Raw genomic sequence first — 24037 nt, forward strand, 5'->3', positions numbered from 1 at the left:
CGATCACTTCTCTTCCGCTCCTGGGGTGTTATTGGCTGCATTCAGAATACCGCTTTCGGCCGGGTTGTGAACGTCGCCAAGATGCTCAGAAATTGCCCGGGCCAGCGTCTCACTAAAGCCGGGGATCGTCGCGATTTCTTCCGCTCCCGCAGCCCGTAGACGCTTCACCGAGCCGAAGTGGCTGAGCAACTGTTTCGTGCGTTTGGGGCCGAGTCCTGGCACCTCTGAGAGCTGCGTATGAATGTCACGCTTGCGTTTGGCACGCTGGTACGTAATCGCAACCCGGTGTGCTTCATCGCGCAGGCGCTGCAACAAGAACAGCGCCTCGCTCGAACGAGGCAAGATGACCGGGAATGGGTCGTCGGGCAACCACAGCTCCTCCATACGTTTTGCGAGCCCGCACACGCCAACTGAGGTGAGACCTTCTTCGGTGAGTGCTCGGTACGCAGCGTTCACCTGTGGCTGTCCGCCATCGACAACGATGAGCTGGGGCACCTGTCGGCGGGCCTGGGCTCCCTCGATACCGTCGCTCTCAAGATACTCGACGATACGTTTTGCACGCCGTTTGACCACCTGATAGATCGAGTCGGTGTCATCGGTCGTCTCTTCAATGGAGTACTTCCGGTATTCATTTTTCGCGGGCATTCCGTCTTCAAACACGACGAGGGATGCGACCACGTTTGTGCCCTGCAGGTGCGAGACGTCAATACATTCGATGCGAAGGGGTGCCTCCGCGAGGCCGAGCGCCGCTTGTATCTCACCGAGAGCATCGGTTCTCGTCACAATGTCGGCAGCCCTACGCATGTTGTAGCGAATGAGCTGTTCACCGGCGTTCAAGTTCGCCCTGTCAAGCAGTTGCTTCTTCTCACCTCGTTCTGGCACAAGAACGTTCACCTTGCCCCCGCGCGGGCGATGATCACTGAGCGCGGTAACGAGTTCTTTCGCGCTCTCGGGAATTGCGGGAACGAGAATCGTCGGCGGAACCGACTCAAGGTCGTAAGCCGATTGCAGGGCGAACTCTGCGAGACGGCCCATGGTGTTATCAAGTTCGACATCGACCACCCAAGCGTGCTCGCCGCGAATGCGACCGTCACGCACAATGAACATGTGCACCGCCGCCGAGAGATCGTCCATCGCAAAGCCGAACACGTCAAGGTCTTCGCCCTCGCCGAGCACCATCACGTTTTGCTCGAGCGCGAGTTTTGCTCCTTCGATCTGGTCGCGCACTTCGGCGGCACGCTCGTACTCTTGTTCAAGCGCCGCGGTGCGCATTTCATCTTCGAGCCGGCGTATGAAGCCCTTGTCCTGGCCGTTCAAGAACGCCACGAGCTGGTTGATGCGCACACGATGCTCTTCGACCGTGACGAGCTTTGAGCACGGGCCGAAACACCGGCCGATCTGCCCGCCGAGGCAGGGACGCCCAGAACGCATCGCTCGGTTGTAGTCGGCATCGTTGCAGGTGCGAATTGGGAACGCCTGCTGCAGGGCCGACATCAGCTGTTTAATGGCCCACACTTTGGGATATGGTCCGTAGTACTTCGCGCCCTTGTACCGACGGTTGCGCGTCATAACGAGCCTTGGTGCTTCGTCACCGAGTGTTACTGCGAGATACGGGTAGCTCTTGTCGTCGCGAAATTGAACATTGAAGGGCGGCGAGAACTCGTTGATCCACGTGTGCTCGAGAATGAGCGACTCGGTATCGGTTCCCACCACCGTCCAGTCGACCCCGCGCGCCAGCTGCAGCATGCGCTGTGTTCGCGGAGCGAGGCGATCCATCTGCCCGAAATAATTGAGCAGCCTATTGCGCAACGACTTCGCCTTGCCGATGTACAGCACGCGGCCCTGGGCGTCAGAGAAACGATAGACGCCGGGTTGTGTGGGTATCTCGGAGTTCTTTGGCCTCCACTCGGCCCGAGTGTCAGTGAACCCCGCCATCACGCCCGCTCTTTCTTCTCCTTAGCAAAGATCTCGGCAAGAAACTGACCCGTATGGCTCTCGGCAACCTTGGCTACCTGCTCGGGGGTTCCCTGCGCGACGAGCGTACCACCGCCCGATCCGCCCTCTGGCCCGAGATCGATGACCCAGTCGGCCGCGCGAATCATGTCGAGGTTGTGCTCGATGATGATGACGGTGTTGCCTTTGTCGGCCAAGCGATTCAGCACGTCGAGCAGTCGACGAACGTCTTCGAAGTGAAGGCCCGTCGTGGGCTCGTCGAGCACGTAGGCCGTACGTCCGTTAGAGCGCTTCTGCAGCTCGGTCGCAAGCTTGACACGCTGCGCCTCACCACCCGAGAGCGTCGTGGCGCTCTGCCCCAGTCGCACATAACCGAGGCCGACATCTACGAGCGTTTTCAGGTAGCGGTGGATCGACGAAATGGGCTCAAAGAACTCCTCGGCCTCGGCGATCGGCATGTCGAGCACCTCGGCGATATTTTTGCCCTTGTAGCGAATCTGCAGCGTCTCGCGGTTGTAGCGCTGCCCGTGGCACACCTCGCAATCAACGTAAACGTCTGGCAAGAAGTTCATCTCAATCTTGAGCGTGCCGTCGCCTGAGCAGGCTTCGCAGCGCCCGCCCTTGACATTGAAGCTGAAGCGGCCCGGCAGGTAGCCGCGCACCTTCGCTTCTTGCGTCTCGGCGAAGAGCGTGCGCACCTTGTCAAAGACGCCAGTGTACGTCGCGGGGTTCGACCGTGGCGTACGCCCGATCGGGGCCTGGTCAACGTGCACGACCTTGTCGAGCTCTTCAAGCCCCTGCACGCGGGTGTGCTTGCCGGGAACGAGCCTCGCTCCGTTGAGCTTGTTGGCCATGACTCGGTAGAGAATATCGTTGACGAGTGTCGACTTGCCCGAGCCACTAACCCCGGTCACCGCGGTCATGATACCGACCGGAACGTTGACGTCGATGTTCTGCAGGTTGTTTGATCGGGCCCCCTGAATTTTCAGTTGCCGCTTCGCGTCACGCTTGCGGCGCTTCTTGGGAGTCTCAATCGCGCGTCTGCCTGCGAGGTAATCACCGGTGAGCGAATCAGTGTTGGCAAGCAACGCTTCGTAGCCACCCGAGTGCACGACTTTACCGCCCTCGACACCGGCACCCGGGCCGATATCGACGATCCAGTCGGCCGCCTGAATGGTCTCTTCGTCGTGCTCAACTACGATGAGCGTATTGCCCAGGTTTCGCAGCTTCACGAGCGTTTCGATGAGCCGCCGGTTGTCACGCTGGTGCAGGCCGATGCTCGGCTCGTCGAGTACGTACAGCACACCCGTGAGCCCAGAACCAATCTGGGTCGCGAGGCGAATGCGCTGTGCCTCACCGCCCGAGAGCGAACCCGCTGAACGCGCGAGTGTCAGGTAACCGAGGCCCACCTCAGTCAAGAACTCGAAGCGAAGGCGAATCTCACGGAGCACCTGCGCCGCGATTTGCTGCTGGCGCTCGGTCAGCTCGACGCCCTCGAAGAAGGCGCGCGCGTCGGTAAGGCTCAGCTCGGTAGCGTCAGCAATCGATGAATCGTTAATCGTGATGGCGAGCACCTCGGGTTTGAGTCGCTTGCCACCGCAGGCCGAGCACGGCACTTCGCGCAAAAACTCTGAGAGCCGGTCGCGGCGTGAATCTGATTCGACCTCTTGAAACTGGCGCTCGACCCACGGAACAACGCCCTCGAAACCGGTCGTGTACTTCACCTCACGGCCAAAGCGGTTGCGCCACTTGACCCCCACATTGAAGTTGTTGCCGTAGAGAACGGCCTCTTGCACCTCTTCGGGAAGCTTCTTCCACGGTGTTTTCAGTGAGAAGTCAAGCTCTTTCGCGAGAGCCACGAGCGTGCGCTCAAAGTAGTTGTAAAGGGTTTTGCCCTGGCTCGTCCAGGGGATAAGAATGCCCTCGTTGATCGAGAGCTCAGGGTCACCGAGCACGAGATCGAGATCAACCGATTGCGAGGTTCCAATACCGTGACAGGTCGAACACGCTCCAAAGGGCGCGTTAAACGAAAACGTTCTCGGCTCAATTTCGGTGAGCGTCACGGGGTGCTGGTTGGGGCACGAAATCTTCTCACTGAACGTCGCCCTGCGGTCGTCGGCCTTGGCGTCACGATCGACGAAGTCGACCTCGACGATGCCGCCGGCGAGGCGTAGCGCCGTTTCAAGCGAGTCAGTCAGACGTCCAAGCCCGTCTGGCTTCGCAACGAGCCGGTCAATAACGACGTGAATCGTGTGTTTCACCTGCTTTTTGAGCTTTGGCGGATCGGCGAGCTGCACGACCTCACCATCGACAACCGCGCGAGAGAAACCTTGCGAGTGGAGATCTTGAAAGAGGTCGACAAACTCGCCCTTCTTCTGCACGACGACTGGCGCGAGGAGCTGGTAGCGCGTTCCCTCGGGAAGAGCCATGAGCTGGTCAGCGATTTGCTGCACCGTCTGCGCCTGAATCGTTGCGCCGCACACCGCACAGTGCGGCGTGCCAATGCGTGCCCAGAGCAATCGCATGTAGTCGTAAATCTCAGTGATCGTGCCGACGGTCGAGCGCGGGTTGCGGTTTGTTGACTTCTGATCAATAGAGACCGCGGGGCTGAGCCCCTCAATCAGGTCGACATCAGGTCGATCGACTTGCCCGAGAAACTGCCTAGCGTAGGCGCTCAATGACTCGACGTAGCGTCGTTGCCCCTCGGCGAAGATCGTGTCGAACGCGAGGCTCGACTTGCCCGAGCCAGAAAGTCCCGTAAAGACGACCATCGAGTCACGAGGAATCTCGATGTCAACATTGTCGAGGTTGTTTTCGCGTGCCCCCTTCACGCTCAGTGTTGCGTGGGCGGCCGATGAACGCAATGGGGTCGATTCTTCTCTTTGCACCCCTCTATTGTAGGCCCTAAAGCTGGGAATATTCGAACCTATGTACGAATCGATGCTGCCCACATTCCCCTTGCTCTCGGCGCTCTTTACGCTTACTATTGACGTAAGCAACCGTAAGGAGATGGTCATGTCAGCCCAGGCACACGAAACAGCGCCGGTTCGTGATCGCGTTCTTGCCCTGGTCACAAGCTTTGACCCGAGGCAGCTTGCAACCGCCGAAGAACTCCTTGAACGCCTCGCCGAGACCAGTGCGCCAAGCACGCACAACCTCACCGTCGCTGAGGTCTCAGCGCTCGAGCGCTTCGGTGTCACGACGAACATGGCAGAGCAGCAGAGCCACCTGAGCACGACTGCTCAGTCGTTGCTCACAGAGCGCCGAGTCGATACCATCTCACTCAGCGCAACCGAAGTCGCTTCCCTGCTCCACGTGAGTACCGCGCGGGTGCGGCAACGCGCCGCCGACCATACGCTCCTCGCAAGACGCCACAGCGACGGCTGGCACTTTCCCGCGTTCCAGTTTTTTGATGGCGGCGAGCTACCCGGCTGGAGCACGGTTGCCAAAGAGATTCCTCCGACCACCCCACTCACGCTCGTAGAGCGCGCGCTCACCTGGCCCTCCTCCCTTCTCACCATCGATAGCGTCGAGCACTCGATCGCTTCGTGGCTTCAAGCAGGAGGCAGCCACGAAACTGCGGCTCAGATCATGCAGGGCGAACTCAGCAGGGCCCTCTAACGGCCATGAGTGAAGAGGCCCCTACTCCGAACCCGGCACAGTTCCCCGACCTTCCGGGCGATCACTCATGGTGCAGCACGATTGCCGCAGGCACCATGTTTGCGCGGGTCTTCAACACCGCGGGTCCGTACCCCAGCGATTGGAACGCATACCGGTCATACGGGCCCGTCGACGCACGCTTCGATCCGCACCCAAACCCGCCACAGGAGCACGCTGGGTACGGAGTCATGTACGCGGTCCCAGAACTCAGCGCCCAGCCCGCAGGGCAGGCGAAGCCCGTTGGTGAGGCATTCGAAGGCGATGCGGCGATGTCTACGCTTGCAACGTGCCTCATCGAGTGCTTTCAGCGCAAACGGGTTATCACGAGAGGCCTCAACACCCCCGCGCTCGCGTTTTTCAGCGTGACCCGAGAGCTGACGCTGCTGAACCTCAGCGACAGCGACTGGCTCACCGTTGCCGGCGGCAATGCAGCGGTCATGTCTGGCTCGCGTGAGCGCTCACGGGAGTGGTCACGGGCCATAGCCCGCCGCTACCCCGAGGTCGACGGGGTGCTCTCGGCGTCGTCACTCATGCCTCACACGAGAATCAGCGCCCTCTGGCTTCGCAGCCAAGACGCACTCCCGGCGCACCCCGATGCGCTCCTCACGCTCGATCGGCCAGAACTCACCGGTATCATCGAGGCGACCGCATCCCGCTACGGCTACTCGGTGCTCTAGCAGCCAAACAAATGGCGACCACCATCAGGGCCTAAGCGTGGCCAGCCGAAGCCATCCCGCGAAGCTCGCGCTTCAGTTCGCCGATCTCGTCACGCAGGCGCGCGGCAAGCTCAAACTTGAGCTCTTCGGCGGCAGCCAGCATCTGGTCAGTGAGTTCGACGATCAGCTGCTCGAGTTCGGTGCCGCCTGATTCGGCGCCCGAGCGCTTCGCAGCCGCGCCCGAACCGGTACGCTTCTTGCCCGCGGCCGAGGACTCGATGAGTTCGGTCGTATCGGCAGCCTCACGGTTCAGCATCTCGGTAATGTCAGCGATCTTCTTGCGAAGCGGCTGTGGGTCGATACCGTGTTCGGTGTTGTATGCCACCTGAATCTCACGGCGACGCTGCGTCTCGTCAATGGCCTCCTGCATCGACCGAGTAATACGGTCTGCATACATGTGCACCTCGCCCGACACGTTACGCGCGGCACGACCAATCGTCTGAATAAGTGAGGTTGAAGAGCGCAAGAAGCCCTCTTTATCGGCGTCGAGAATCGCGACGAGCGACACCTCGGGAAGGTCAAGGCCCTCACGCAGCAGGTTGATGCCAACGAGCACGTCGTACACGCCGGCGCGAAGCTCGGTCAGCAGCTCGACGCGCCGCAGTGTGTCGACGTCTGAGTGCAGGTAGCGTACCCGCACCCCAGACTCTTCGAGAAACGCCGTGAGCTGTTCGGCCATCTTCTTCGTGAGCGTCGTGACGAGCACGCGCTCATCTTTCTCGGCGCGAATCTTGATCTGCTCGAGCAGGTCATCAATTTGCCCCTGCGTTGGCTTGACGACGATCTCTGGGTCGATGAGGCCCGTGGGGCGAATGATCTGCTCGACCACACCGTCGGCCAGCTCCATCTCGTACTTGCCGGGGGTCGCTGAGAGGTATACCGTCTGGCCAACACGGTCTTTGAACTCATTGAACGTGAGCGGGCGGTTATCGAGGGCAGACGGCAGCCTGAAGCCGTGATCAACGAGCGTGCGCTTACGCGAGGAGTCCCCCTCGTACATCGCACCAATTTGCGGCACCGTGACGTGTGACTCATCGATCACGACGAGAAAGTCATCGGGAAAATAGTCGAGGAGGCAGTGCGGGGCCTCGCCCTGCTGGCGCCCATCAATGTGCCTCGAGTAGTTCTCGATACCAGAGCAAAAACCGATCTGCTCCATCATCTCGAGGTCAAACGTCGTGCGCATTTTGAGCCGCTGCTCTTCAACGAGCTTGTTCTGAGCGTGCAACTCATTCAGCCGCGCGTCGAGCTCGTCGGCAATGTCGCCCATGGCCCGCTGCATGACGTCGTGGCTTGCGACATAGTGCGAACCTGGAAAGACCGAAACCGTCTCGACCTCTTTGATGGTCTCGCCCGTGACCGGGTGCAGGTAGTAGAGCGCGTCGATCTCGTCACCAAAGAACTCGATGCGAATCGCGAGTTCCTCGTACATCGGGATAATCTCGACCGTGTCGCCCCGAACTCGAAAGTTGCCGCGCACAAACTCGATGTCGTTGCGTTGATACTGCATGTCAACGAAGCGGCGCAGGATAGCGTCACGATCGACCTGATCGCCCACCGCGAGTGGCACCATCGCCTCGTAGTACTCTTCAGGCTTACCCAGGCCGTAAATACACGAGACCGTACTCACCACGACGACGTCGCGCCGGCTGAGCAGCGCGTTCGTCGTCGAGTGGCGCAGGCGTTCGACCTCGTCGTTAATCGACGAGTCCTTCTCAATGAAGGTGTCGGTTTGCGGCACGTAGGCCTCTGGCTGGTAGTAGTCGTAGTACGAGACGAAGTACTCAACCGAGTTGTTCGGCAAGAGCTGCCGAAACTCGGTCGCAAGCTGTGCGGCGAGCGTCTTGTTGTGGGCGAGCACGAGCGTGGGCCGCTGCACCTCTTCGATGAGCCAGGCGGTCGTTGCCGACTTACCAGTACCCGTGGCGCCGAGGAGCACGATATCGGTCTCTCCCGCGTTGATGCGGGAGGCCAGCTCGGCGATGGCCTGAGGCTGGTCGCCGTTCGGCTCATACTCACTAATAACCTCAAAGGGGCGCACGCTTCGGGTAGTTTCCATACCCTTAGCGTACGCCCCTAAGCTCAAGATAAGCTTCGAACGGGTGTTCGAATATTATACAAACCAGAGTGCGAGCTCACGCTCTGCACTCAGCGTGCTGTCGCTGCCGTGAACGAGGTTCTGCTGAACACTCGTTCCCCAGTCGCGACCGAGGTCGCCACGGATCGTCCCGGGGGCGGCGCTCGTCGGCTCGGTCGAGCCAGCGAGTGAACGGAATCCTTCGATGACCCTCTCGCCGCGCGCGCGAATGGCAACGACGGGGCCCGACGACATGAACTCTACGAGCGGCTCATAGAAGGGCTTGCCCTCGTGCTCTTCGTAGTGGGCAGCGAGCAGCGCACGTGAGGCGTGCACCATGCGCAGGTCAGCGATTTCATACCCCTTTGCCTCGACCCGGCGCAAGATTTCGCCGACGAGGTTACGCTTGACGCCATCTGGTTTGACGAGGATGAGTGTTTCTTCAACAGCCACAATAATTCCCTTTGGTTGTGATAAACGGTTACTTACAGTCTAGCTTCGCGCATGCGGTCAATTTGAGCGCCTTTCCACATGCAGTAGAGCCACAAGCCAGTGAAGATGAGGCCCACGAACAGAATCGGCACGAGAAAAAAGGCGCCAACGAAATAGAGACCGTGCACGACCCACCCAAGAATGATGCCGACGTTTCCCATTCGCATCAGCCCGAGGGCAACGATAATGAGCAGGCAGGCGACGCCACCGATCACGAGCCCAACCCAGGCTGGGTCGAAGACGCCGAGCCCGAAGAGCGTGAGCCCAATAAGAAACACGACGAACAGCTCGAAGCCGAGCGCGATCGACGCGAGTGACTTTTGCGTCGAGGTTTTCTTCGTTCCGCTCGCGCGAAGCGCTAGGTTGTGGGCCCGCTGCTCACTCGGCGAGAGCACGAGGTCGTCGGCGTCCTGGCCAGCGTTGTGCGTCATACTTCAGCTCCCCAATCTGCCTGGCGGGCGAGCGAGATAGCCTCGCCCGCAAGAAAAACTGAACCTGCGATGAGCACGCCGCGGCCGTCAGCCTCTTCGGCCCAGCCACGAGCCTCTTCGACGGCTTCTTCAAGCTCGTCGAAGAGCTGCAGGTTGACGTCCGGTCGAACCTCGAGGGCAAGCCTCGCGAGCTCTTCAGGGTCACGGGACCGTTCTGACTGGATCCCTACCACGTACACGTTTGGCGTGAGTGGCAGCAGCGCCTCAAGAATGCCCCGTGCATCTTTATCGGCGAACGTGCCGACGATGAGCATGAGATCTGAGAAGCTGAACGATTCGCTCATCGCGGTCGCAAGTGTCTTTGCGCCGTGCGGGTTGTGCGCCGCGTCAACAAGCACGAGTGGCTGCACGCCAATCGGCTGCAGCCTTCCGGGCGAGGTGAGGCTGCCGAGGCCCTGCTCAAGCGCATCCTCTGGGAGCGGGCGTTCGGCCCCGAGAAACGCCTCGACGGCGGCAACCGCGAGCGTCACGTTCTCGGCCTGATGTGGCCCGTAGAGCGGAATGAACAGCCCTTCGTACTCGGTTCCAGCGATACCCGTGATCTCGACGATGCGCCCGCCCACGCCACTCACGTCTGCGCGCAGCGAGAAATCTCGCTCGGCGACAAGCATGCGCGATCCGACAGTCTCGGCCCGCGCCTCGAGCTCAGCGAGCGCCGAGGGCTCCTGCGCCGCGGTCACGAGCGTCTTCCCTTCTTTCACGATGAAGGCCTTCGTGCGCGCGATCTCAGCAACGGTATCGCCGAGAATGTGCACGTGGTCGAGGCCGATCGGCGTGATCACTGAGACCTCAGCATCGGTAATGTTCGTCGCGTCCCACTCACCACCAATGCCGATCTCGACAACGGCGACCTCGACGGGCGCGTCGGCAAAGGCGGTGTATGCGAGCGCGGCAAGCGCCTCGAAGTACGTAATCGGCAGCTCGCCCTTCGCCGCGAGTTCAGTATCGACGATCTCGAGCGCAGGCTGCATTTCTTCCCACGCGGCGACGAGCGCCGCCTCACTGATCTGCTCGCCCTCAAGCTGAATGCGCTCGGTGAAGTCAACGAGGTGCGGGCTCGTGAAAAGCCCCGTCTTCAGCCCGTAGGCCCTCAGCAACGACTCGATAACTCGGGCCGTCGTCGTCTTCCCGTTCGTGCCGCCCACGTGAATGACCGGAAACAGGTTTTGCGGCTGGCCGAGCAGGTCGGTGAGCCTGCGAACCGGGTCAAGCCTGGGTCGCGGCTGCGCCTCGCCAGTTCGCGAGAGCAGCTCTGCGTACACCTCTGCGGTGCTCGATGCGCCCACTAGTCCTCCTTCGCGGCGCGTGCCGCGGTTGCGTTGATCGTGATGATGAGGGGTTCTTTCGCCGCGCCGAGTGCGCTCGCGCGTGAAACGACCCCTGCGGCACCGGCGGCTGGCTCGTTCTCAAGAGCCGCGGCTTCGAGTGATTCGACGGCGAGCCCGGTTGAGAGGGTTTCGCTCGCGATGAACTCGGCGTGGGCGTTCAGCGCGGCTGCGTTCTCTGGCGAAGCACCGAGCGTCAGCTCAATGCGGTCACTCACGTCGAGGCCGGCGTTCTTGCGGGCTTCTTGTACACCGCGAATCGCGTCACGAGCGACACCCTCGGCTTCGAGTTCGGGGGTCGTCACGGTGCTGAGCAGCACGAAGCCGCCACCCGCGATGAGACCAACCGCCTGACCCTCGGTTGCAGCATCGCTCACGGTGAGCGTGAGATCGTACTCGCCGGGTTCCAGCGCAAAGCCGCCCGCCGTCACGACGCCGTTTTCTTCAGACCAATCACCGGTCTTCGCGCCCTTGATGGCAAACTGCACGTCTTTGCCGAGCCTCGGGCCAGCCGCACGGGCGTTCACCGACAGTGAGTGCACAATGCCGTGCTCAGCCGCGCTGTTCTCGTCCTGGGCCACGAGCGAGACGTGCTTCACGTTGAGCTCGTCGCGCAGAATCGCACTGAACGGAGCAATCGCGTCTGGGCGGCTCGTGACAACCGTGAGGTCGGCGAGAGGCAGGCGCACACGAAGGCGCTCGGCCTTGCGCAGCGCGAGTGACTGAGAGGTGATCTGACGCACCTCGTCCATCGCCGCGACGAGCTCGTTGTCGACGGGGAACGCGCTCGCGTCGGGCCAATCGGTGAGGTGCACCGAGCGGCCACCGGTGAGCCCACGCCAGATTTCCTCGGTCACGAGCGGCGCCATGGGAGCCGCCACCCGGGTGAGCGTTTCAAGCACGGTGAACAACGTGTTGAATGCCTGAGCGTTTTCAGGCTTGCCGTTCGCCCCGTTGACGCCCTCCCAGAAGCGGTCGCGAGAGCGGCGCACGAACCAGTTCGTGAGCAGCTCGGCGTAGTCGCGCAGCGCCTCGGCAGCGGTGGTCGTGTCGAGATCGCCAAGGTGCTGCTCGACGTCGCGCACAAGCTGTCCCGTTTTCGCGAGAATGTAGCGATCAAGCGGATCGGTCGAGTCGGTACTCCAGCTCGCCTCGAAGCCGTCGGCGTTCGCGTAGAGGCTGAAGAAGTACCAGGTGTTCCAGAGCGGCAGAATGAACTGGCGCACGCCCTCACGAATGCCCTCTTCGGTGACGATAAGGTTGCCACCTCGCACGACGGGTGATGCCATGAGGAACCAGCGCATCGCGTCTGAACCGTCACGGTCAAACACCTCGTTAACGTCGGGGTAGTTTTGCAGCGACTTCGACATCTTGTTGCCGTCTGATCCGAGCACGATGCCGTGGCTGATGACGTTCTTGAACGCTGGGCGGTCGAAGAGCGCGGTTGCGAGCACGTGCTGCACGTAGAACCAGCCGCGCGTTTGCCCGATGTACTCGACGATGAAGTCGGCGGGTTGCTGTTCTTCGAACCACTCCTGGTTCTCGAACGGGTAGTGGGCCTGGGCAAACGGCATCGAGCCCGAGTCGAACCACACGTCAAAGACGTCTTCGATGCGGCGCATCGTCGATTTGCCGGTCGGATCGTCTGGGTTCGGCCGCGTGAGATCGTCGACGTACGGGCGGTGCAGGTCGACCTCGCCCGCTTCGTTGCGCGATACGCGACCGAAGTCACGTTCAATCTCTTCGATCGAGCCGTAGACGTCGACGCGCGGGTACTCAGGGTCGTCGCTCTTCCACACCGGGATCGGGCTGCCCCAGTAGCGGTTGCGGCTCACCGACCAGTCACGCGCACCCTCGAGCCACTTGCCGAACTGGCCGTGCTTCACGTTCGCGGGCACCCAGTTGATGGCCTCGTTGACCTCGAGCAGGCGATCCTTGATCTTCGTGACGCTCACGAACCAGCTCGAGACGGCCTTGTAGATGAGAGGGTTGCGGCAGCGCCAGCAATGCGGGTACGAGTGTTCGTAGCTCTGCTCACGCAAGAGGCGACCCGATTCGCGCAAGAGGCGGATCAGTGGCCGGTTCGCCTCAAACCAGAGTTCGCCTGCCACGTCACCCACGGCCTTGATAAAGCGGCCGCCCTCGTCGAGACTCACGATCGTCGGCATGCCAGCGGCATTGGTGATGCGCATATCGTCTTCGCCATACGCTGGCGACTGATGAACGACGCCGGTGCCGTCAGAGGCCCCAACGTAATCGTCGACGAGCACGCGCCAGTAGTTCTCGGTGCCCCACACCTCGGCGTCGGCAAAGTAATCGAACACGGGCTCGTACTGCACGTCGGCGAGCTCCGCACCCTTGAGCGTGCGTTCGACAGCCTCGATCGCCGCTTCCCCGCTCTCGTAGCCGAGATCTTTCGCGTGGTTCGCGACGAGCTCACGGGCGAGCAGGTATCGGGCCTCGCCCGATGATCCGCCATCGCTCGCGCCAAGCGGGCCGGCCGCGACGACGGCGTATTCGATTTCTGGGCCAACCGCGAGAGCTGCGTTCGTGGGCAGCGTCCAGGGGGTCGTCGTCCAAGCAAGCGCGCGAACGCCCTCGATGCCGAGCTCAGCAGCCTTCGCACCCGTGAATGGGAAAGCGACCGTGACCGACGGGTCCTGACGCATCTGGTACACGTCATCGTCCATACGAAGCTCGTGGTTCGACAGCGGGGTCTCGTCACGCCAGCAGTACGGCAGCACGCGGTGCCCCTCGTACGCAAGGCCCTTATCGTAGAGCTGCTTGAATGCCCAGAGCACGCTCTCCATGAACTCGACGTTGAGCGTTCGGTAGTCGTTCTCGAAGTCGACCCAACGGGCCTGACGCGTGACGTACTCTTCCCACTCACGGGTGTACATGAGCACCGATTCACGGGCCTTCGCGTTGAATGTCGCGATGCCCATCTCTTCGATCTCGCTCTTCTCGGTGATGCCGAGCTGCTTCATGACCTCAAGCTCTGCCGGCAAGCCGTGGGTGTCCCAGCCGAAGCGGCGCTCAACCTTCTTGCCCATCATGGTCTGGAAGCGCGGAAAAACGTCTTTGGCGTAGCCGGTCAGCAAGTGGCCGTAGTGCGGCAGTCCGTTCGCGAAGGGAGGGCCGTCGTTGAAGACCCACTGATCGCAACCCTCGCGCTGGCGAATCGACTCGCGAAAGGTGTCGTCTTCGGCCCAAAACTTGAGCACCTGCGTCTCAATCTCGGGAAAACGCGGCGACGGGGTTACTCCAAATGATGCGCCTGCTGCGGCGCTACTGTGTGACTGCTTGGGGTACGACATGGGGTCCTTCGGCTTCCGGGCAATACATTCTTTGCCGGGACGAGGATCGCTGTGGGAGCGTTCCCCGCGGTACCACCCGCTTTACGTATCAGGATCACTGACGCGTCACTTCATTCGGTGATAACGGGCCGTAACCGTTCGGTTCTACTGAGCACGCGTTGCCGCGCGCCGTTCTTCCAAAAACTCCCCGGTGATTGCCGGTTCAAAGTCGTTGCACAACAGCGTAGCGCAAGACGGCTTCCGATATGCTCTATATCGCGCAATTTGCAGCGTAAACCGTTCATCCACAAGCCACTATGTGGCACAGGTTCACCTGCTAGAGTTGACGATATGGCGCACGTATGGGTGCAGCCAGCGCATGCCGCGCTCCACTCCCTACCGAAGTGAGGTGAGAAGTCCCGATGTCTTCAGACAGTTCTAGTCCGAGGCCGGAGATCCGCCTCCATGGTTTCACCCGGTAATCGAAGCGCGACGCGCTTCATGGTTCGGGCTTTCGATCTCCGGCGCTTTGCGGGCCCACACGTGGCCCAACGATTCATCGTTCCTTGGCGGTGCATGTGCACCGTGCCCAACACCAAAGTGAGATCGCTATGACCCCAGAAGTAGCAGACGTTAACATCAACGACATCGTTGACACCGTGGTTCAGCAAGTAACCGACCGCGACCTTGTCGCCGTGTCGCACACCCTGACCCCGCTCTCGGTCGACGAAATCGTGCTCGTGCTCGAGCGCTTGAGCGAGCAGCACCGCGCTGTTCTGTACCGTCTGCTCCAAAAAGATCGCGCCCTCGCCGTCTTCGAACTACTCGATCCCGCACTGCAGGGCGACCTCTTGCACGGGCTGCAAGACTCAGAGGTTGCCGAGATCTTCACCGGGCTTGACCCAGACGATCGGGTCTGGCTGCTCGACGAGCTGCCGTCAAAGGTTGCCCCGCGGCTCCTGAAAGGCTTGTCTGCCGAAGAACGCCAGGTAACCTCTGCGCTCATGGGCTACCCGCTCGGCTCGATCGGCCGCCGCATGAGCCCCGAGCTCATCTCGACGAAAGAGAGCTACACCGTCGAGACGACGATGGAGCGCGTGAAGCGGGATCTCAACGAGGCCGAGACTATTTATCTCATTCCGGTCATCGATGAGAGCCGCCACGTCATTGGCGTGGTGAGCCTCAGGCAGGTGCTCGGCGCCGAGCCTGGAACGCTCATTGGAACGCTCATGCAAGACCCCTACACCGCGGTCGTAACCGAGAAAGCCGAGGTCGTCGCCCGCCGCATGGCCGACCTCACCGTGAATGCGATGCCGATCGTCGACCGTGAACGTCGCCTCGTCGGCATCTTCACGATTGACGACGCGGTGCGCATTCTTGAACTCGAAGATTCAGAAGACGCGGCGCGCCAGGGTGGTGTTGAGCCGCTGCGTCGGCCATATCTCTCGACCCCAATCTCGACGCTCGTTAACTCGCGCATCGTCTGGCTGCTCGTACTGGCCATTGGTGCGACACTGACGGTGCAGGTGCTTTCAGTGTTCGAAGACACCCTCGCCGAGGTGACCGTACTCGCGCTCTTCGTGCCGTTGCTCATCGGCACCGGAGGTAATACCGGCAACCAGGCAGCGACAACCGTGACCCGCGCCCTCGCGCTCGACGATGTGCGTACCGAAGACATCTTGAAGGTGATCGGCCGAGAGGTACGCGTCGGCTTCTTACTCGGCTGCATGCTGGGGCTTATCGGGTTCACCATCACCGGCTTCATCTACGACTTCAAAATCGGTGCCGTCATCGGCCTCACCCTCATCGCGGTGTGCACCGTGGCAGCGACCATCGGCGGCGCAATGCCAATCGCGGCAAAGGCCATCAAGGTTGACCCAGCGGTCTTCTCGAACCCGTTCATCACGACGTTCGTCGACGCGACCGGCCTCGTGCTCTACTTCTTGATCGCCCGAGCGATTCTGCAAATCTAACCACCATTCCCGCCCTTCTCACGCAAGCATCGCGGGCAGCAGCCACGCTGAGCAGACCCGCTAGAATGATCCAGTGAGCCACGATGTGCCACCGTGTTTTTCACGGTGGCACACCCATTACTACGATCCAGGAGCGTCATGACTGCCATTCCCGACAAGCCAAAGCTTGAAGGTCTCGAAGAGAAGTGGGGTGAAACCTGGGAAGCGCAGGGCACCTACGCCTTCAACCGAGAGGGCGCTACTCGTGAGTGCGTCTACAGCATCGACACTCCCCCGCCAACCGCTTCAGGTTCGCTGCACGTCGGCCACGTCTTTAGCTACACGCACACCGATGTCGTAGCCCGCTTCCAGCGGATGAATGGCAAGCGCGTCTTCTACCCCATGGGCTGGGACGACAATGGGCTGCCAACCGAGCGTCGCGTGCAAAACTACTACGGCGTTCGCTGCGACCCATCACTTCCCTACGTCGAGAATTACGAACCCCCTCACCAGGGCACCGACGGCAAGAACATCAAGCCTGCAGACCAGCAGCCCGTGTCGCGCCGCAACTTCATCGAGCTCTGCGAGCAGCTGACCCTCGAAGACGAGAAGCTCTTCGAAGACCTCTGGCGCACCCTGGGTCTCTCGGTCGACTGGAAACAGAGCTACCGTACGATCGGCCCCGAGTCACTCCGCGCTTCGCAGCTCGCATTTATTCGCAATATTGAGCGTGGCGAGGCTTACCAGGCACAAGCACCGACGCTGTGGGACATCACCTTCCGAACCGCCGTTGCCCAGGCAGAACTTGAAGACCGCGATCAGCCAAGTGCTTATCACGCCCTCGCGTTCCACCCGACCGACGGCAGCGACGATATCGTCATCGACACAACACGGCCAGAGCTGCTTGCCGCCTGTGTTGCGCTCGTGGCTCACCCCGACGATGAGCGCTACAAAGACCGCTTCGGCACGACCGTGCGCACGCCGCTCTTCGACGTCGAGGTTCCCATCGTTGCCCACCACCTTGCTCAGCAGGATAAGGGCACGGGCATCGCGATGGTCTGTACCTTCGGCGACGTGACTGACGTGGTGTGGTGGCGCGAGCTCCACCTGCCAAACCGAGCGATTCTCGGATTCGACGGCCGCGTGCTCTCAGAAGCTCCCGAGGCCATCACGAGCGAGGCTGGCCGCGAGCACTACGCGAGCATCGCCGGCAAGACCGTTTTCAGTGCAAAGAAGATCGTCGTTGAGGCGCTTCAGGCTTCGGGCGAGCTCATTGGCGAGATCCGCAATATCACCCACCCCGTAAAGTTCTTCGAAAAGGGCGACAAGCCACTCGAGATCGTCTCGACGAGGCAGTGGTACATCAAGAACGGCGCCCACGACGAAGCCCTGCGTGAGCGCCTCCTTGCTCACGGGAAGGCACTTTCGTGGCACCCCGACTTCATGCGCGTTCGCTACGAGAACTGGGTTGAAGGGCTCTCGGGAGACTGGCTCATTTCACGTCAGCGCTTCTTCGGTGTACCGATTCCTGTGTGGTACCCGCTCAACGACGCTGGCGAGCCAAACTTTGATGCACCGATCGTACCGAGCGAAGCGCAGCTTCCTGTCGACCCATCGAGCGATGCACCTTCTGGTTACACCGAGCAGCAGCGTGGCGAACCAGGCGGCTTCATCGGCGAGGTCGACGTCATGGACACTTGGGCTACCTCATCGATCACTCCGCAGCTTGCTGGCGGCTGGGAACGCGATGCCGAGCTCTTCGACCTCGTGTACCCCTACGATCTTCGCCCCCAGGGTCAGGACATCATTCGCACCTGGCTCTTCTCGACGCTCCTGCGCTCCGAGCTCGAGGCCTCGACGCTCCCCTGGAAGAACGCGGGCATTTCAGGGTGGATCCTCGACCCCGATCGCAAAAAGATGTCGAAATCGAAGGGTAACGTCGTCACCCCAGCGAGCATGCTCGACCAGCACGGCTCTGACGCCGTACGCTACTGGGCAGCGTCAGCGAAGCTCGGTACCGACGCCTCATTCGACCCGCAGAACCCCAAGCAAATCAAGATCGGCCGACGCCTTGCGATCAAGGTTCTCAACGCATCGAAGTTCACCCTCGGGTTCGAGGCGACGCCTGGTGCGACGCTCAGTGAGCTGCTCGATCAGAGCATGCTGAAGACCCTCGCGGGCGTCGTCCGTGACGCGACCGCCGCGTTCGAGTCGTACGATCACGCCCGTGCGCTCGAGATCACCGAGTCGAGCTTCTGGACCTTCTGCGACGACTATCTTGAACTCGTCAAAGACCGCGCTCATGGTGAGATCGGCCAGGCTCAGGCCTCAGCAGTTGCCGCCCTGCGCATTGCACTCTCGGTATACGCCAGGCTCTTCGCCCCGTTCATTCCCTTTGCAACCGAAGAGGTATGGTCGTGGTTCAACGAAGGCTCGGTGCACCAGGCCGCCTGGCCGGTCGCCGAAGAACTTACTGAGCACTCGGGTGCGGCAACGTCGGCAACGCTCGACGCTGTAAGCCAGGCACTCATCGGCATTCGTGGCGCAAAGTCAACGGCCAAGGTCTCGCAAAAGACGGTCGCGACCCGCGTTGAGGTTGGCGGCCCGCAGCCGCTGCTCGAGCAGCTTCGTGCCGCCGAGGGCGACCTCACCTCGGTGGGCCACATTGAAGAGCTTGTGTACACCGTTACTGAAGCGGCTCACATCGAGATTCTCGCTGTTGACCTACAGCTCGAGGAACGCTAGTTCATGCGCATCGGAGTCCGTTGGGGTGCAGGCACTCGCCCGCACCCCACGGTCCCGGTCGAGTTGCACGAAGCCATCGAAGCGCTCGATGCCGACGGTCTCGAGGGCAGCTGGACGCTAACATGGCTCGAAGGGCTTCCCGTCTGTACCCGCTCTGACGATGCAGTCATTACGCTCGATAGAAACGGCTCAGTCGTGACCGGTACTATGGAGAGCACCGTGAGTGATGCTGTTGACGGTGATGACGACGACGATTGGCTGAGTGAGTAGATGACACTTACGAAGAAGATCCTTCTGGGCGCTGCTGTATCAACCCTCGTCGTTGCGCTGAGCGGCTGTGCCGGGAACGATGTTGCACCCGGTTCTCTCTTGAAGCCTGGCCAGATCGGCAATCTCTCTTCCGCTGCCTCAGGTGCCGATAGTGTCCCTCCCCGTCCCGGTTCAAAGATTCCTGGCGAGCAAGAAGACGGCGGCGCCTCACTCGGGGTTGATGATCCCAGTACGCTCACCGATATCGAGGGGCGTAAGCCCACTCCCGTTGAGAAGAGCGCGACGCTACCGTCAAGCCTGCCGCTCGACGTGTTCCCGTTCTCTCAGGAGGGCGTTGATGATGCGGGTGAACGATCGGTCGCCTCGTGGTTTATCGTTGTCAAAGCCTCTGACAAGGACGCCGCGAGTTCGCTCTTGAAGCAGTTTGCGGGCGACGGCGGCTTTACTCAGGTCAGCGAAGAGACCTCTGGCGATGAAATCGCACAAACGCTGACGAGCGACCGTGGGCTCTGCGAAGTGCTGGCGTTTACTGACGGCGAGGCTGCGGATGCCGCCATGCTCGTGAACTTCGAATGCTCCCTGAACGCTGGCTAGCGATAGACCGGCGATGCCACCGCTGGTGGTGCAGTTCAGCGGAGCCTAAGCCTAGGCCGACTGTTCTTCTGCGGCTGCAGCCGGGCGCGTGCCGAGCATGCGTGGCGGCGCCTCGCCCCGAATAAGTTCTGCGGTGATGATCACCTTCGAGACTGCTTCGTCGCTCGGAATATCGAACATGATGGGTTGCAACACCGATTCGAGAATCGCACGCAGACCACGAGCACCTGTTTTTCGCTCGGTTGCGAGCTTGGCAATCTCAGTGATTGCACCGGACTCAAACTCGAGGTCGACCTCGTCGAGTTCGAACATTCGCTGGTACTGCTTCACGAGCGCGTTCTTTGGCTCGGTAAGCACCCGCTCAAGCGACTCGATATCGAGTTGTTTGACGGTGGCAATAACCGGAAGCCTGCCAATGAACTCTGGAATGAGCCCAAACTTGTGGAGGTCTTCAGGGAGGGCCCGTGCGAAGAGATCGTCTTGATCTTGCTTTGTGCTGAGCGGTGAGCCAAACCCTACCCCGCCCTTGCCCGTTCGGGCAGCAATAATTTCTTCGAGGCCAGCAAATGCGCCGGCCACGATAAAGAGAATATTGGTGGTGTCGAGATGAATCATCTCGGTATTGGGGTGCTTGCGCCCGCCCTGGGGCGGAATCGAGGCTTCGGTGCCCTCAAGAATTTTCAGGAGCGCCTGCTGCACGCCCTCACCCGAAACATCGCGGGTAATCGAGGGGTTCTCAGACTTCCGCGCGATCTTATCAATCTCGTCAATGTAGATAATGCCGGTCTCGGCGCGTTTCACGTCGTAGTCAGCGGCTTGCACGAGCTTGAGTAAAATGTTCTCGACGTCTTCGCCAACGTAGCCAGCCTCGGTCAGGGCGGTCGCGTCGGCAACGGCAAAGGGAACATTCAGTTGGCGCGCGAGTGACTGGGCAAGGTACGTTTTACCGCAACCGGTTGGCCCCATGAGCAGAATGTTTGATTTTTGAATCTCAACATCTTCTGAAGCAGCTTCAGCCGGCGATAGTCGTTGAAGAGCCTTCACTCGTTTGTAGTGGTTGTACACGGCGACGGCCAGTGACTGCTTCGCCTCTTTCTGAGCGATCACGTATTCATCAAGAAAAGCAGCTATCTCTTTGGGCTTCGAGAGCGAGAACGCTTCTTCTTCGACGGCGTCGGCTTCTTGTGTGCGCTCTTCAATGATCTCATTGCAGAGGTTCACACACTCGTCACAAATATAGATTTGCGGGCCAGCGATGAGTTGGGCGACCTGCTTCTGCGATTTACCGCAGAAGGAACACTTCAGTAAATCGCCGGTTTCACCGATCTTCGCCATGAATGTTCCTTCCGATTGGTCGTGAAGTTTCTTACTGCTTCGAGCCTAGTATGTACCACTGACAAAGCTGATCGACGCGCCGCGGGGCTGCCGTGGCGCGTCGATCATACGTTGCTTAGAGTGGGTTCTTACGGCTCGTCAGCACCTGGTCTACGAGACCGTACTCGAGCGCCTCCTGAGCGCCGAGAATCTTGTCTCGGTCGATATCGCGGTGCACCTCTTCAATTGACTTGTTCGTGTGCTTCGAGAGCGTCTCTTCGAGCCACTCACGCATGCGCAGAATCTCTTTCGCCTGAATCTCGATATCAGAGGCCTGACCTTGCCCGCCCTGGCCCGATGAAGGCTGGTGAATCAGAATGCGTGCGTTCGGAAGCGCGAGGCGTTTGCCCGGGGTTCCTCCTGCGAGCAGAACCGCTGCGGCCGAGGCTGCCTGGCCGAGGCAGACGGTCTGGATGTGCGGCTTAATGTACTGCATCGTGTCATAGATAGCGGTCATCGCGGTGAATGATCCGCCGGGCGAGTTGATGTACATCGTAATGTCGCGCTCGGTGTCCTGGCTCTCGAGCACGAGCAGCTGGGCCATAACATCGTCGGCTGAGGCATCATCGACCTGCACACCGAGAAAGATGATGCGGTCTTCGAAAAGCTTGGTGTATGGGTTGGTGTTCTTGAAGCCGTACGCTGTGCGCTCTTCGAATGAGGGAAGAATGTACCGTGATTCGGGCATTTGCAGTTGTGACATGTCTGGTTCTCCGTTACTCAGTGCTTACGCGTGCGTTCCGCCGCCGCCAACGACCTCGCTCGCCGACTCACGAATGAAGTCGACAAAGCCGTACTCAAGTGCTTCTTCAGCGGTGAACCAACGGTCACGATCGCCATCTTCGTTGACCTGCTCGACCGTCTTACCGGTCTGAGCCGCGGTAATCGCCGCGAGACGGTTCTTCATCGAGACGATGAGCGCAGCCTGGGTCTGAATGTCACTCGCGGTGCCGCCAAAGCCACCGTGGGGCTGGTGCAAGAGTACGCGAGCGTTCGGGGTGATGTAGCGCTTGCCCTTGGTGCCTGCGGTGAGCAAGAACTGCCCCATCGATGCCGCCATACCGATACCGACGGTCACGATGTCATTGGGCACGAACTGCATCGTGTCATAGATGGCCATGCCAGCGGTGATTGATCCACCAGGCGAGTTGATGTACAGGTAAATATCTGCCTCTGGATCTTCTGCCGCGAGCAGAAGCATCTTTGCACAAATCTCATTAGCGTTCTCGTCTCGCACCTCAGAGCCGAGCCAGATAATCCGGTCCTTCAGGAGGCGATCAAAAACACTGTCGGGGCGCATTGCCGTTTCAACCATGTGTAGCTCCATTCAACGTATCTACTGGGATCGAGACTACCGAAGAATTCTCGTAAACATCGCGGTGTTCGCCCTCGGCACACAAAAGGGCAGGGCCCCGGGAAACCCCGAAGCCCTGCCCTGAGTGAAAGCGGTGAGAAACTACTCAGCCGCCTCTTCGCTCGCGTCTTTTTCGTCAGCTTTGTCTTCGCCCTTGTCGACAGCGGTGTACTCGCTGAGATCGACGGCATCGCCTGACTTCGTCACAACCTTGACCTTCGACAGAGCAACCGCGAGGGCCTTGTTGCGGGTAACCTCACCGAGCACCTGCTGCAGCTGGCCGCCCTGTGAGAGCGCCTGGATGAACTGCTGTGGCTCCATGCCGTACTGCGAAGCCGAGTTGAAGATGTACTGCGAGAACTCTTCCTGAGTCGGCTCAACCTTTTCCTGCTCAACGATCGCGTCGAGCAGGAGCTGCATCTGGAGCTGCTTCGAGGTCTGCTCTTCAACCTCTGCGCGGTGCTCATCGTCTTCGAGGCGATCCTCAGCCTCGAGGTGACGGTGAACCTCTTCGTTTACGAGCTCTTCTGAAACGGGAATAGCGGCCTTTTCAAGGAGCTTTTCGATGAGCAGGTCGCGTGCCTGTGCACCCTGCGTGAAGACGGCGCTCTTCGCAACCTCTTCGGCGAGGCTGGTGCGCAGCTCTGCGATCGTGTCGTACTCGCTCGCGGTCTTCGCGAACTCGTCGTCAGCCTCGGGAAGCTCACGTACCTTAACGGCAGTAATCGTGACCTCGATCTCGGCGTCCTGGCCCTCGTACTCGCCACCGAGCAGCTGTGAGGTGAAGGTCGTCGACTCACCAGCGGTGAGGGTCTCAACGGCCTCGTCCATACCCTCGAGCAGGTTGCCTGCACCGATCTCGTACGAGACACCGGTTGCCTGGTCAACGTCGTTGCCATCGATACGGGCAACGAGGTCGAGCTCGACGAAGTCGCCCTTCTCAGCGGCACGCTCAACGGCCACGAGGGTGCCAAAGCTCTCGCGCAGGCGATCGAGCTCAGCGTCAATCGCAGCCTCGTCAACCTCGGCGTCGTCGACGGTGATCTTCATCTGGCCGTACTTCGGAACCTTGAACTCGGGGCGAACCTCAACCTCGAAGACGAGCGTCATGGTGCTCTCGGGATCTTTCGCGTCGAGCCACTGCTCAACGTCAGCCGAGGGACGACCCATTGGGACGATGTCGTTGCCCTCGAGCGCCTCGCGGAAGAAGTGATCGAGTGAGTTGTTCACTGCCTGCTCGATGACCGCTTCACGGCCGACGCGCTGATCGATGATTGGAGCCGGGACCTTGCCCTTACGGAACCCAGGAACAGAAACCTGCTCTGAGATGGTCTTGTATGCACCCTCGAGGTGCGGCTCGAGATCGGCGTGCGTTACCGTGACGGTAAGCTTTGCGCGAGTCGGGGTGAGCTTTTCAACGGTCGTTTCTGACAAAGTGTTTCCCTCACATAATGGTGTGTGTTGGTCATTCGGTGCCTTCGGCTTAACGCCGAGTCGGGGTGACAGGATTCGAACCTGCGGCCTCCCGCTCCCAAAGCGGGCGCTCTAGCCAAGCTGAGCTACACCCCGGTTTTGCACCGAGATCACCCTACCCCATGTTGTCGCAAGCAACCACATTGGGCGGGCTGGGTTTGATTCACAGAGAACCAAGGATCAACACTACCTCATGTGAGCCTGAAAGCGCACGTTGGTAGGTGCCGGAGTCTTCGCCGCAATATTGCGGGCTACGACGCTGAAG

The 24037-nt window shown here is 60.5% G+C and carries 17 protein-coding genes and 1 tRNA gene; 6 read left to right on the plus strand and 12 right to left on the minus strand.

What is annotated here, in order from left to right:
* Nucleotides 1-3: 3 nt before the first annotated feature.
* Both uvrC and uvrA read right to left on the minus strand, forming a co-directional pair.
* Complete coding sequence (gene uvrC / locus KTJ78_RS02335; RefSeq protein ID WP_217132280.1) at nt 4-1935, minus strand: excinuclease ABC subunit UvrC; 1932 nt, start codon at nt 1933-1935, stop codon at nt 4-6.
* Nucleotides 1935-4841, minus strand: a complete 2907-nt coding sequence (gene uvrA / locus KTJ78_RS02340) for an excinuclease ABC subunit UvrA (protein WP_369807939.1) — start codon at nt 4839-4841, stop codon at nt 1935-1937. The genes uvrC and uvrA overlap by 1 nt, the downstream gene beginning before the upstream one ends.
* 127 nt (nt 4842-4968) lie before the next feature.
* Between uvrA and KTJ78_RS02345 the strand changes: the two genes are divergently transcribed.
* Together KTJ78_RS02345 and KTJ78_RS02350 are read left to right on the plus strand one after the other, a co-directional pair.
* Entirely contained in the window at nt 4969-5574 is a 606-nt protein-coding gene (locus tag KTJ78_RS02345; RefSeq protein ID WP_217132284.1) for a hypothetical protein, read from the plus strand.
* Between the two features lie 5 nt (nt 5575-5579).
* Entirely contained in the window at nt 5580-6290 is a 711-nt protein-coding gene (locus KTJ78_RS02350) for a hypothetical protein (RefSeq protein WP_217132286.1), read from the plus strand.
* Nucleotides 6291-6321: 31 nt separating this feature from the next.
* Here the strand turns inward: KTJ78_RS02350 and uvrB are convergent, their stop codons facing one another.
* Genes uvrB through ileS form a run of 5 tightly spaced genes read right to left on the minus strand, consistent with a single transcriptional unit; the run spans nt 6322 to nt 14031 of the window.
* Entirely contained in the window at nt 6322-8388 is a 2067-nt protein-coding gene (uvrB, locus tag KTJ78_RS02355; RefSeq protein WP_217132288.1) for an excinuclease ABC subunit UvrB, read from the minus strand.
* 54 nt (nt 8389-8442) lie between these two features.
* Nucleotides 8443-8859, minus strand: a complete 417-nt coding sequence (ndk, locus tag KTJ78_RS02360) for a nucleoside-diphosphate kinase (RefSeq protein ID WP_369807941.1) — start codon at nt 8857-8859, stop codon at nt 8443-8445.
* Nucleotides 8860-8891: 32 nt separating this feature from the next.
* Complete coding sequence (locus KTJ78_RS02365; protein ID WP_217132290.1) at nt 8892-9329, minus strand: DUF4233 domain-containing protein; 438 nt, start codon at nt 9327-9329, stop codon at nt 8892-8894.
* The gene (locus tag KTJ78_RS02370; RefSeq protein ID WP_217132291.1) at nt 9326-10675 is read right to left on the minus strand and encodes a bifunctional folylpolyglutamate synthase/dihydrofolate synthase; all 1350 of its coding nucleotides are present in this window, start codon (nt 10673-10675) and stop codon (nt 9326-9328) included. Before KTJ78_RS02370 ends, KTJ78_RS02365 begins: the two co-directional genes overlap by 4 nt.
* A complete protein-coding gene (gene ileS, locus KTJ78_RS02375) occupies nt 10675-14031 on the minus strand; it encodes an isoleucine--tRNA ligase (RefSeq protein WP_217132292.1) in 3357 nt (1118 codons plus the stop codon). Before ileS ends, KTJ78_RS02370 begins: the two co-directional genes overlap by 1 nt.
* A 590-nt stretch (nt 14032-14621) precedes the next feature.
* Here ileS and mgtE point away from each other — a divergent pair.
* The 4 genes from mgtE (at nt 14622) to KTJ78_RS02395 (ending at nt 19571) form a co-directional block, all read left to right on the plus strand.
* A complete protein-coding gene (mgtE, locus tag KTJ78_RS02380) occupies nt 14622-15983 on the plus strand; it encodes a magnesium transporter (protein ID WP_217132293.1) in 1362 nt (453 codons plus the stop codon).
* 138 nt (nt 15984-16121) lie between these two features.
* Nucleotides 16122-18707 (plus strand): valine--tRNA ligase, encoded by a 2586-nt coding sequence (valS, locus tag KTJ78_RS02385; RefSeq protein ID WP_217132296.1) that lies wholly within the window; start codon nt 16122-16124, stop codon nt 18705-18707.
* Between the two features lie 3 nt (nt 18708-18710).
* Nucleotides 18711-18977: a Fe-S oxidoreductase gene (locus tag KTJ78_RS02390; RefSeq protein ID WP_217132298.1), complete on the plus strand. Its 267-nt coding sequence runs from the start codon at nt 18711-18713 to the stop codon at nt 18975-18977.
* Complete coding sequence (locus KTJ78_RS02395) at nt 18978-19571, plus strand: hypothetical protein (RefSeq protein ID WP_217132300.1); 594 nt, start codon at nt 18978-18980, stop codon at nt 19569-19571.
* 51 nt (nt 19572-19622) lie between these two features.
* Here the strand turns inward: KTJ78_RS02395 and clpX are convergent, their stop codons facing one another.
* The 5 genes from clpX to KTJ78_RS02420 form a co-directional block, all read right to left on the minus strand.
* Entirely contained in the window at nt 19623-20906 is a 1284-nt protein-coding gene (gene clpX / locus KTJ78_RS02400) for an ATP-dependent Clp protease ATP-binding subunit ClpX (RefSeq protein ID WP_217132302.1), read from the minus strand.
* Nucleotides 20907-21021: 115 nt separating this feature from the next.
* Nucleotides 21022-21648 (minus strand): ATP-dependent Clp protease proteolytic subunit, encoded by a 627-nt coding sequence (locus tag KTJ78_RS02405; RefSeq protein WP_217132304.1) that lies wholly within the window; start codon nt 21646-21648, stop codon nt 21022-21024.
* 24 nt (nt 21649-21672) lie between these two features.
* Entirely contained in the window at nt 21673-22260 is a 588-nt protein-coding gene (locus KTJ78_RS02410) for an ATP-dependent Clp protease proteolytic subunit (protein ID WP_254259301.1), read from the minus strand.
* Nucleotides 22261-22401: 141 nt separating this feature from the next.
* Nucleotides 22402-23733 carry a trigger factor gene (gene tig, locus KTJ78_RS02415; RefSeq protein ID WP_217132308.1) on the minus strand — a complete coding sequence of 444 codons (1332 nt, stop codon included), beginning with the start codon at nt 23731-23733 and terminating at the stop codon, nt 22402-22404.
* A 60-nt stretch (nt 23734-23793) separates the two neighbouring features.
* A tRNA-Pro gene (locus KTJ78_RS02420) sits at nt 23794-23868 on the minus strand.
* Between the last annotated feature and the right edge of the window lie 169 nt (nt 23869-24037).

Source organism: Leucobacter chinensis (genome assembly GCF_019049105.1).
GTDB classification, from domain to species: domain Bacteria; phylum Actinomycetota; class Actinomycetes; order Actinomycetales; family Microbacteriaceae; genus Leucobacter_A; species Leucobacter_A chinensis.

Excerpts from the sequence above, each read along its gene's own strand:
- uvrC (WP_217132280.1), bottom strand. The coding sequence starts at position 1,935 with ATGGCGGGGTTCACTGACACTCGGGCCGAGTGGAGGCCAAAGAACTCC.
- KTJ78_RS02345 (WP_217132284.1), top strand. The coding sequence starts at position 4,969 with ATGTCAGCCCAGGCACACGAAACAGCGCCGGTTCGTGATCGCGTTCTT.
- KTJ78_RS02350 (WP_217132286.1), top strand. The coding sequence starts at position 5,580 with ATGAGTGAAGAGGCCCCTACTCCGAACCCGGCACAGTTCCCCGACCTT.
- uvrB (WP_217132288.1), bottom strand. The coding sequence starts at position 8,388 with ATGGAAACTACCCGAAGCGTGCGCCCCTTTGAGGTTATTAGTGAGTAT.
- KTJ78_RS02365 (WP_217132290.1), bottom strand. The coding sequence starts at position 9,329 with ATGACGCACAACGCTGGCCAGGACGCCGACGACCTCGTGCTCTCGCCG.
- ileS (WP_217132292.1), bottom strand. The coding sequence starts at position 14,031 with ATGTCGTACCCCAAGCAGTCACACAGTAGCGCCGCAGCAGGCGCATCA.
- mgtE (WP_217132293.1), top strand. The coding sequence starts at position 14,622 with ATGACCCCAGAAGTAGCAGACGTTAACATCAACGACATCGTTGACACC.
- valS (WP_217132296.1), top strand. The coding sequence starts at position 16,122 with ATGACTGCCATTCCCGACAAGCCAAAGCTTGAAGGTCTCGAAGAGAAG.
- KTJ78_RS02390 (WP_217132298.1), top strand. The coding sequence starts at position 18,711 with ATGCGCATCGGAGTCCGTTGGGGTGCAGGCACTCGCCCGCACCCCACG.
- KTJ78_RS02395 (WP_217132300.1), top strand. The coding sequence starts at position 18,978 with ATGACACTTACGAAGAAGATCCTTCTGGGCGCTGCTGTATCAACCCTC.
- clpX (WP_217132302.1), bottom strand. The coding sequence starts at position 20,906 with ATGGCGAAGATCGGTGAAACCGGCGATTTACTGAAGTGTTCCTTCTGC.
- KTJ78_RS02405 (WP_217132304.1), bottom strand. The coding sequence starts at position 21,648 with ATGTCACAACTGCAAATGCCCGAATCACGGTACATTCTTCCCTCATTC.
- KTJ78_RS02410 (WP_254259301.1), bottom strand. The coding sequence starts at position 22,260 with ATGGTTGAAACGGCAATGCGCCCCGACAGTGTTTTTGATCGCCTCCTG.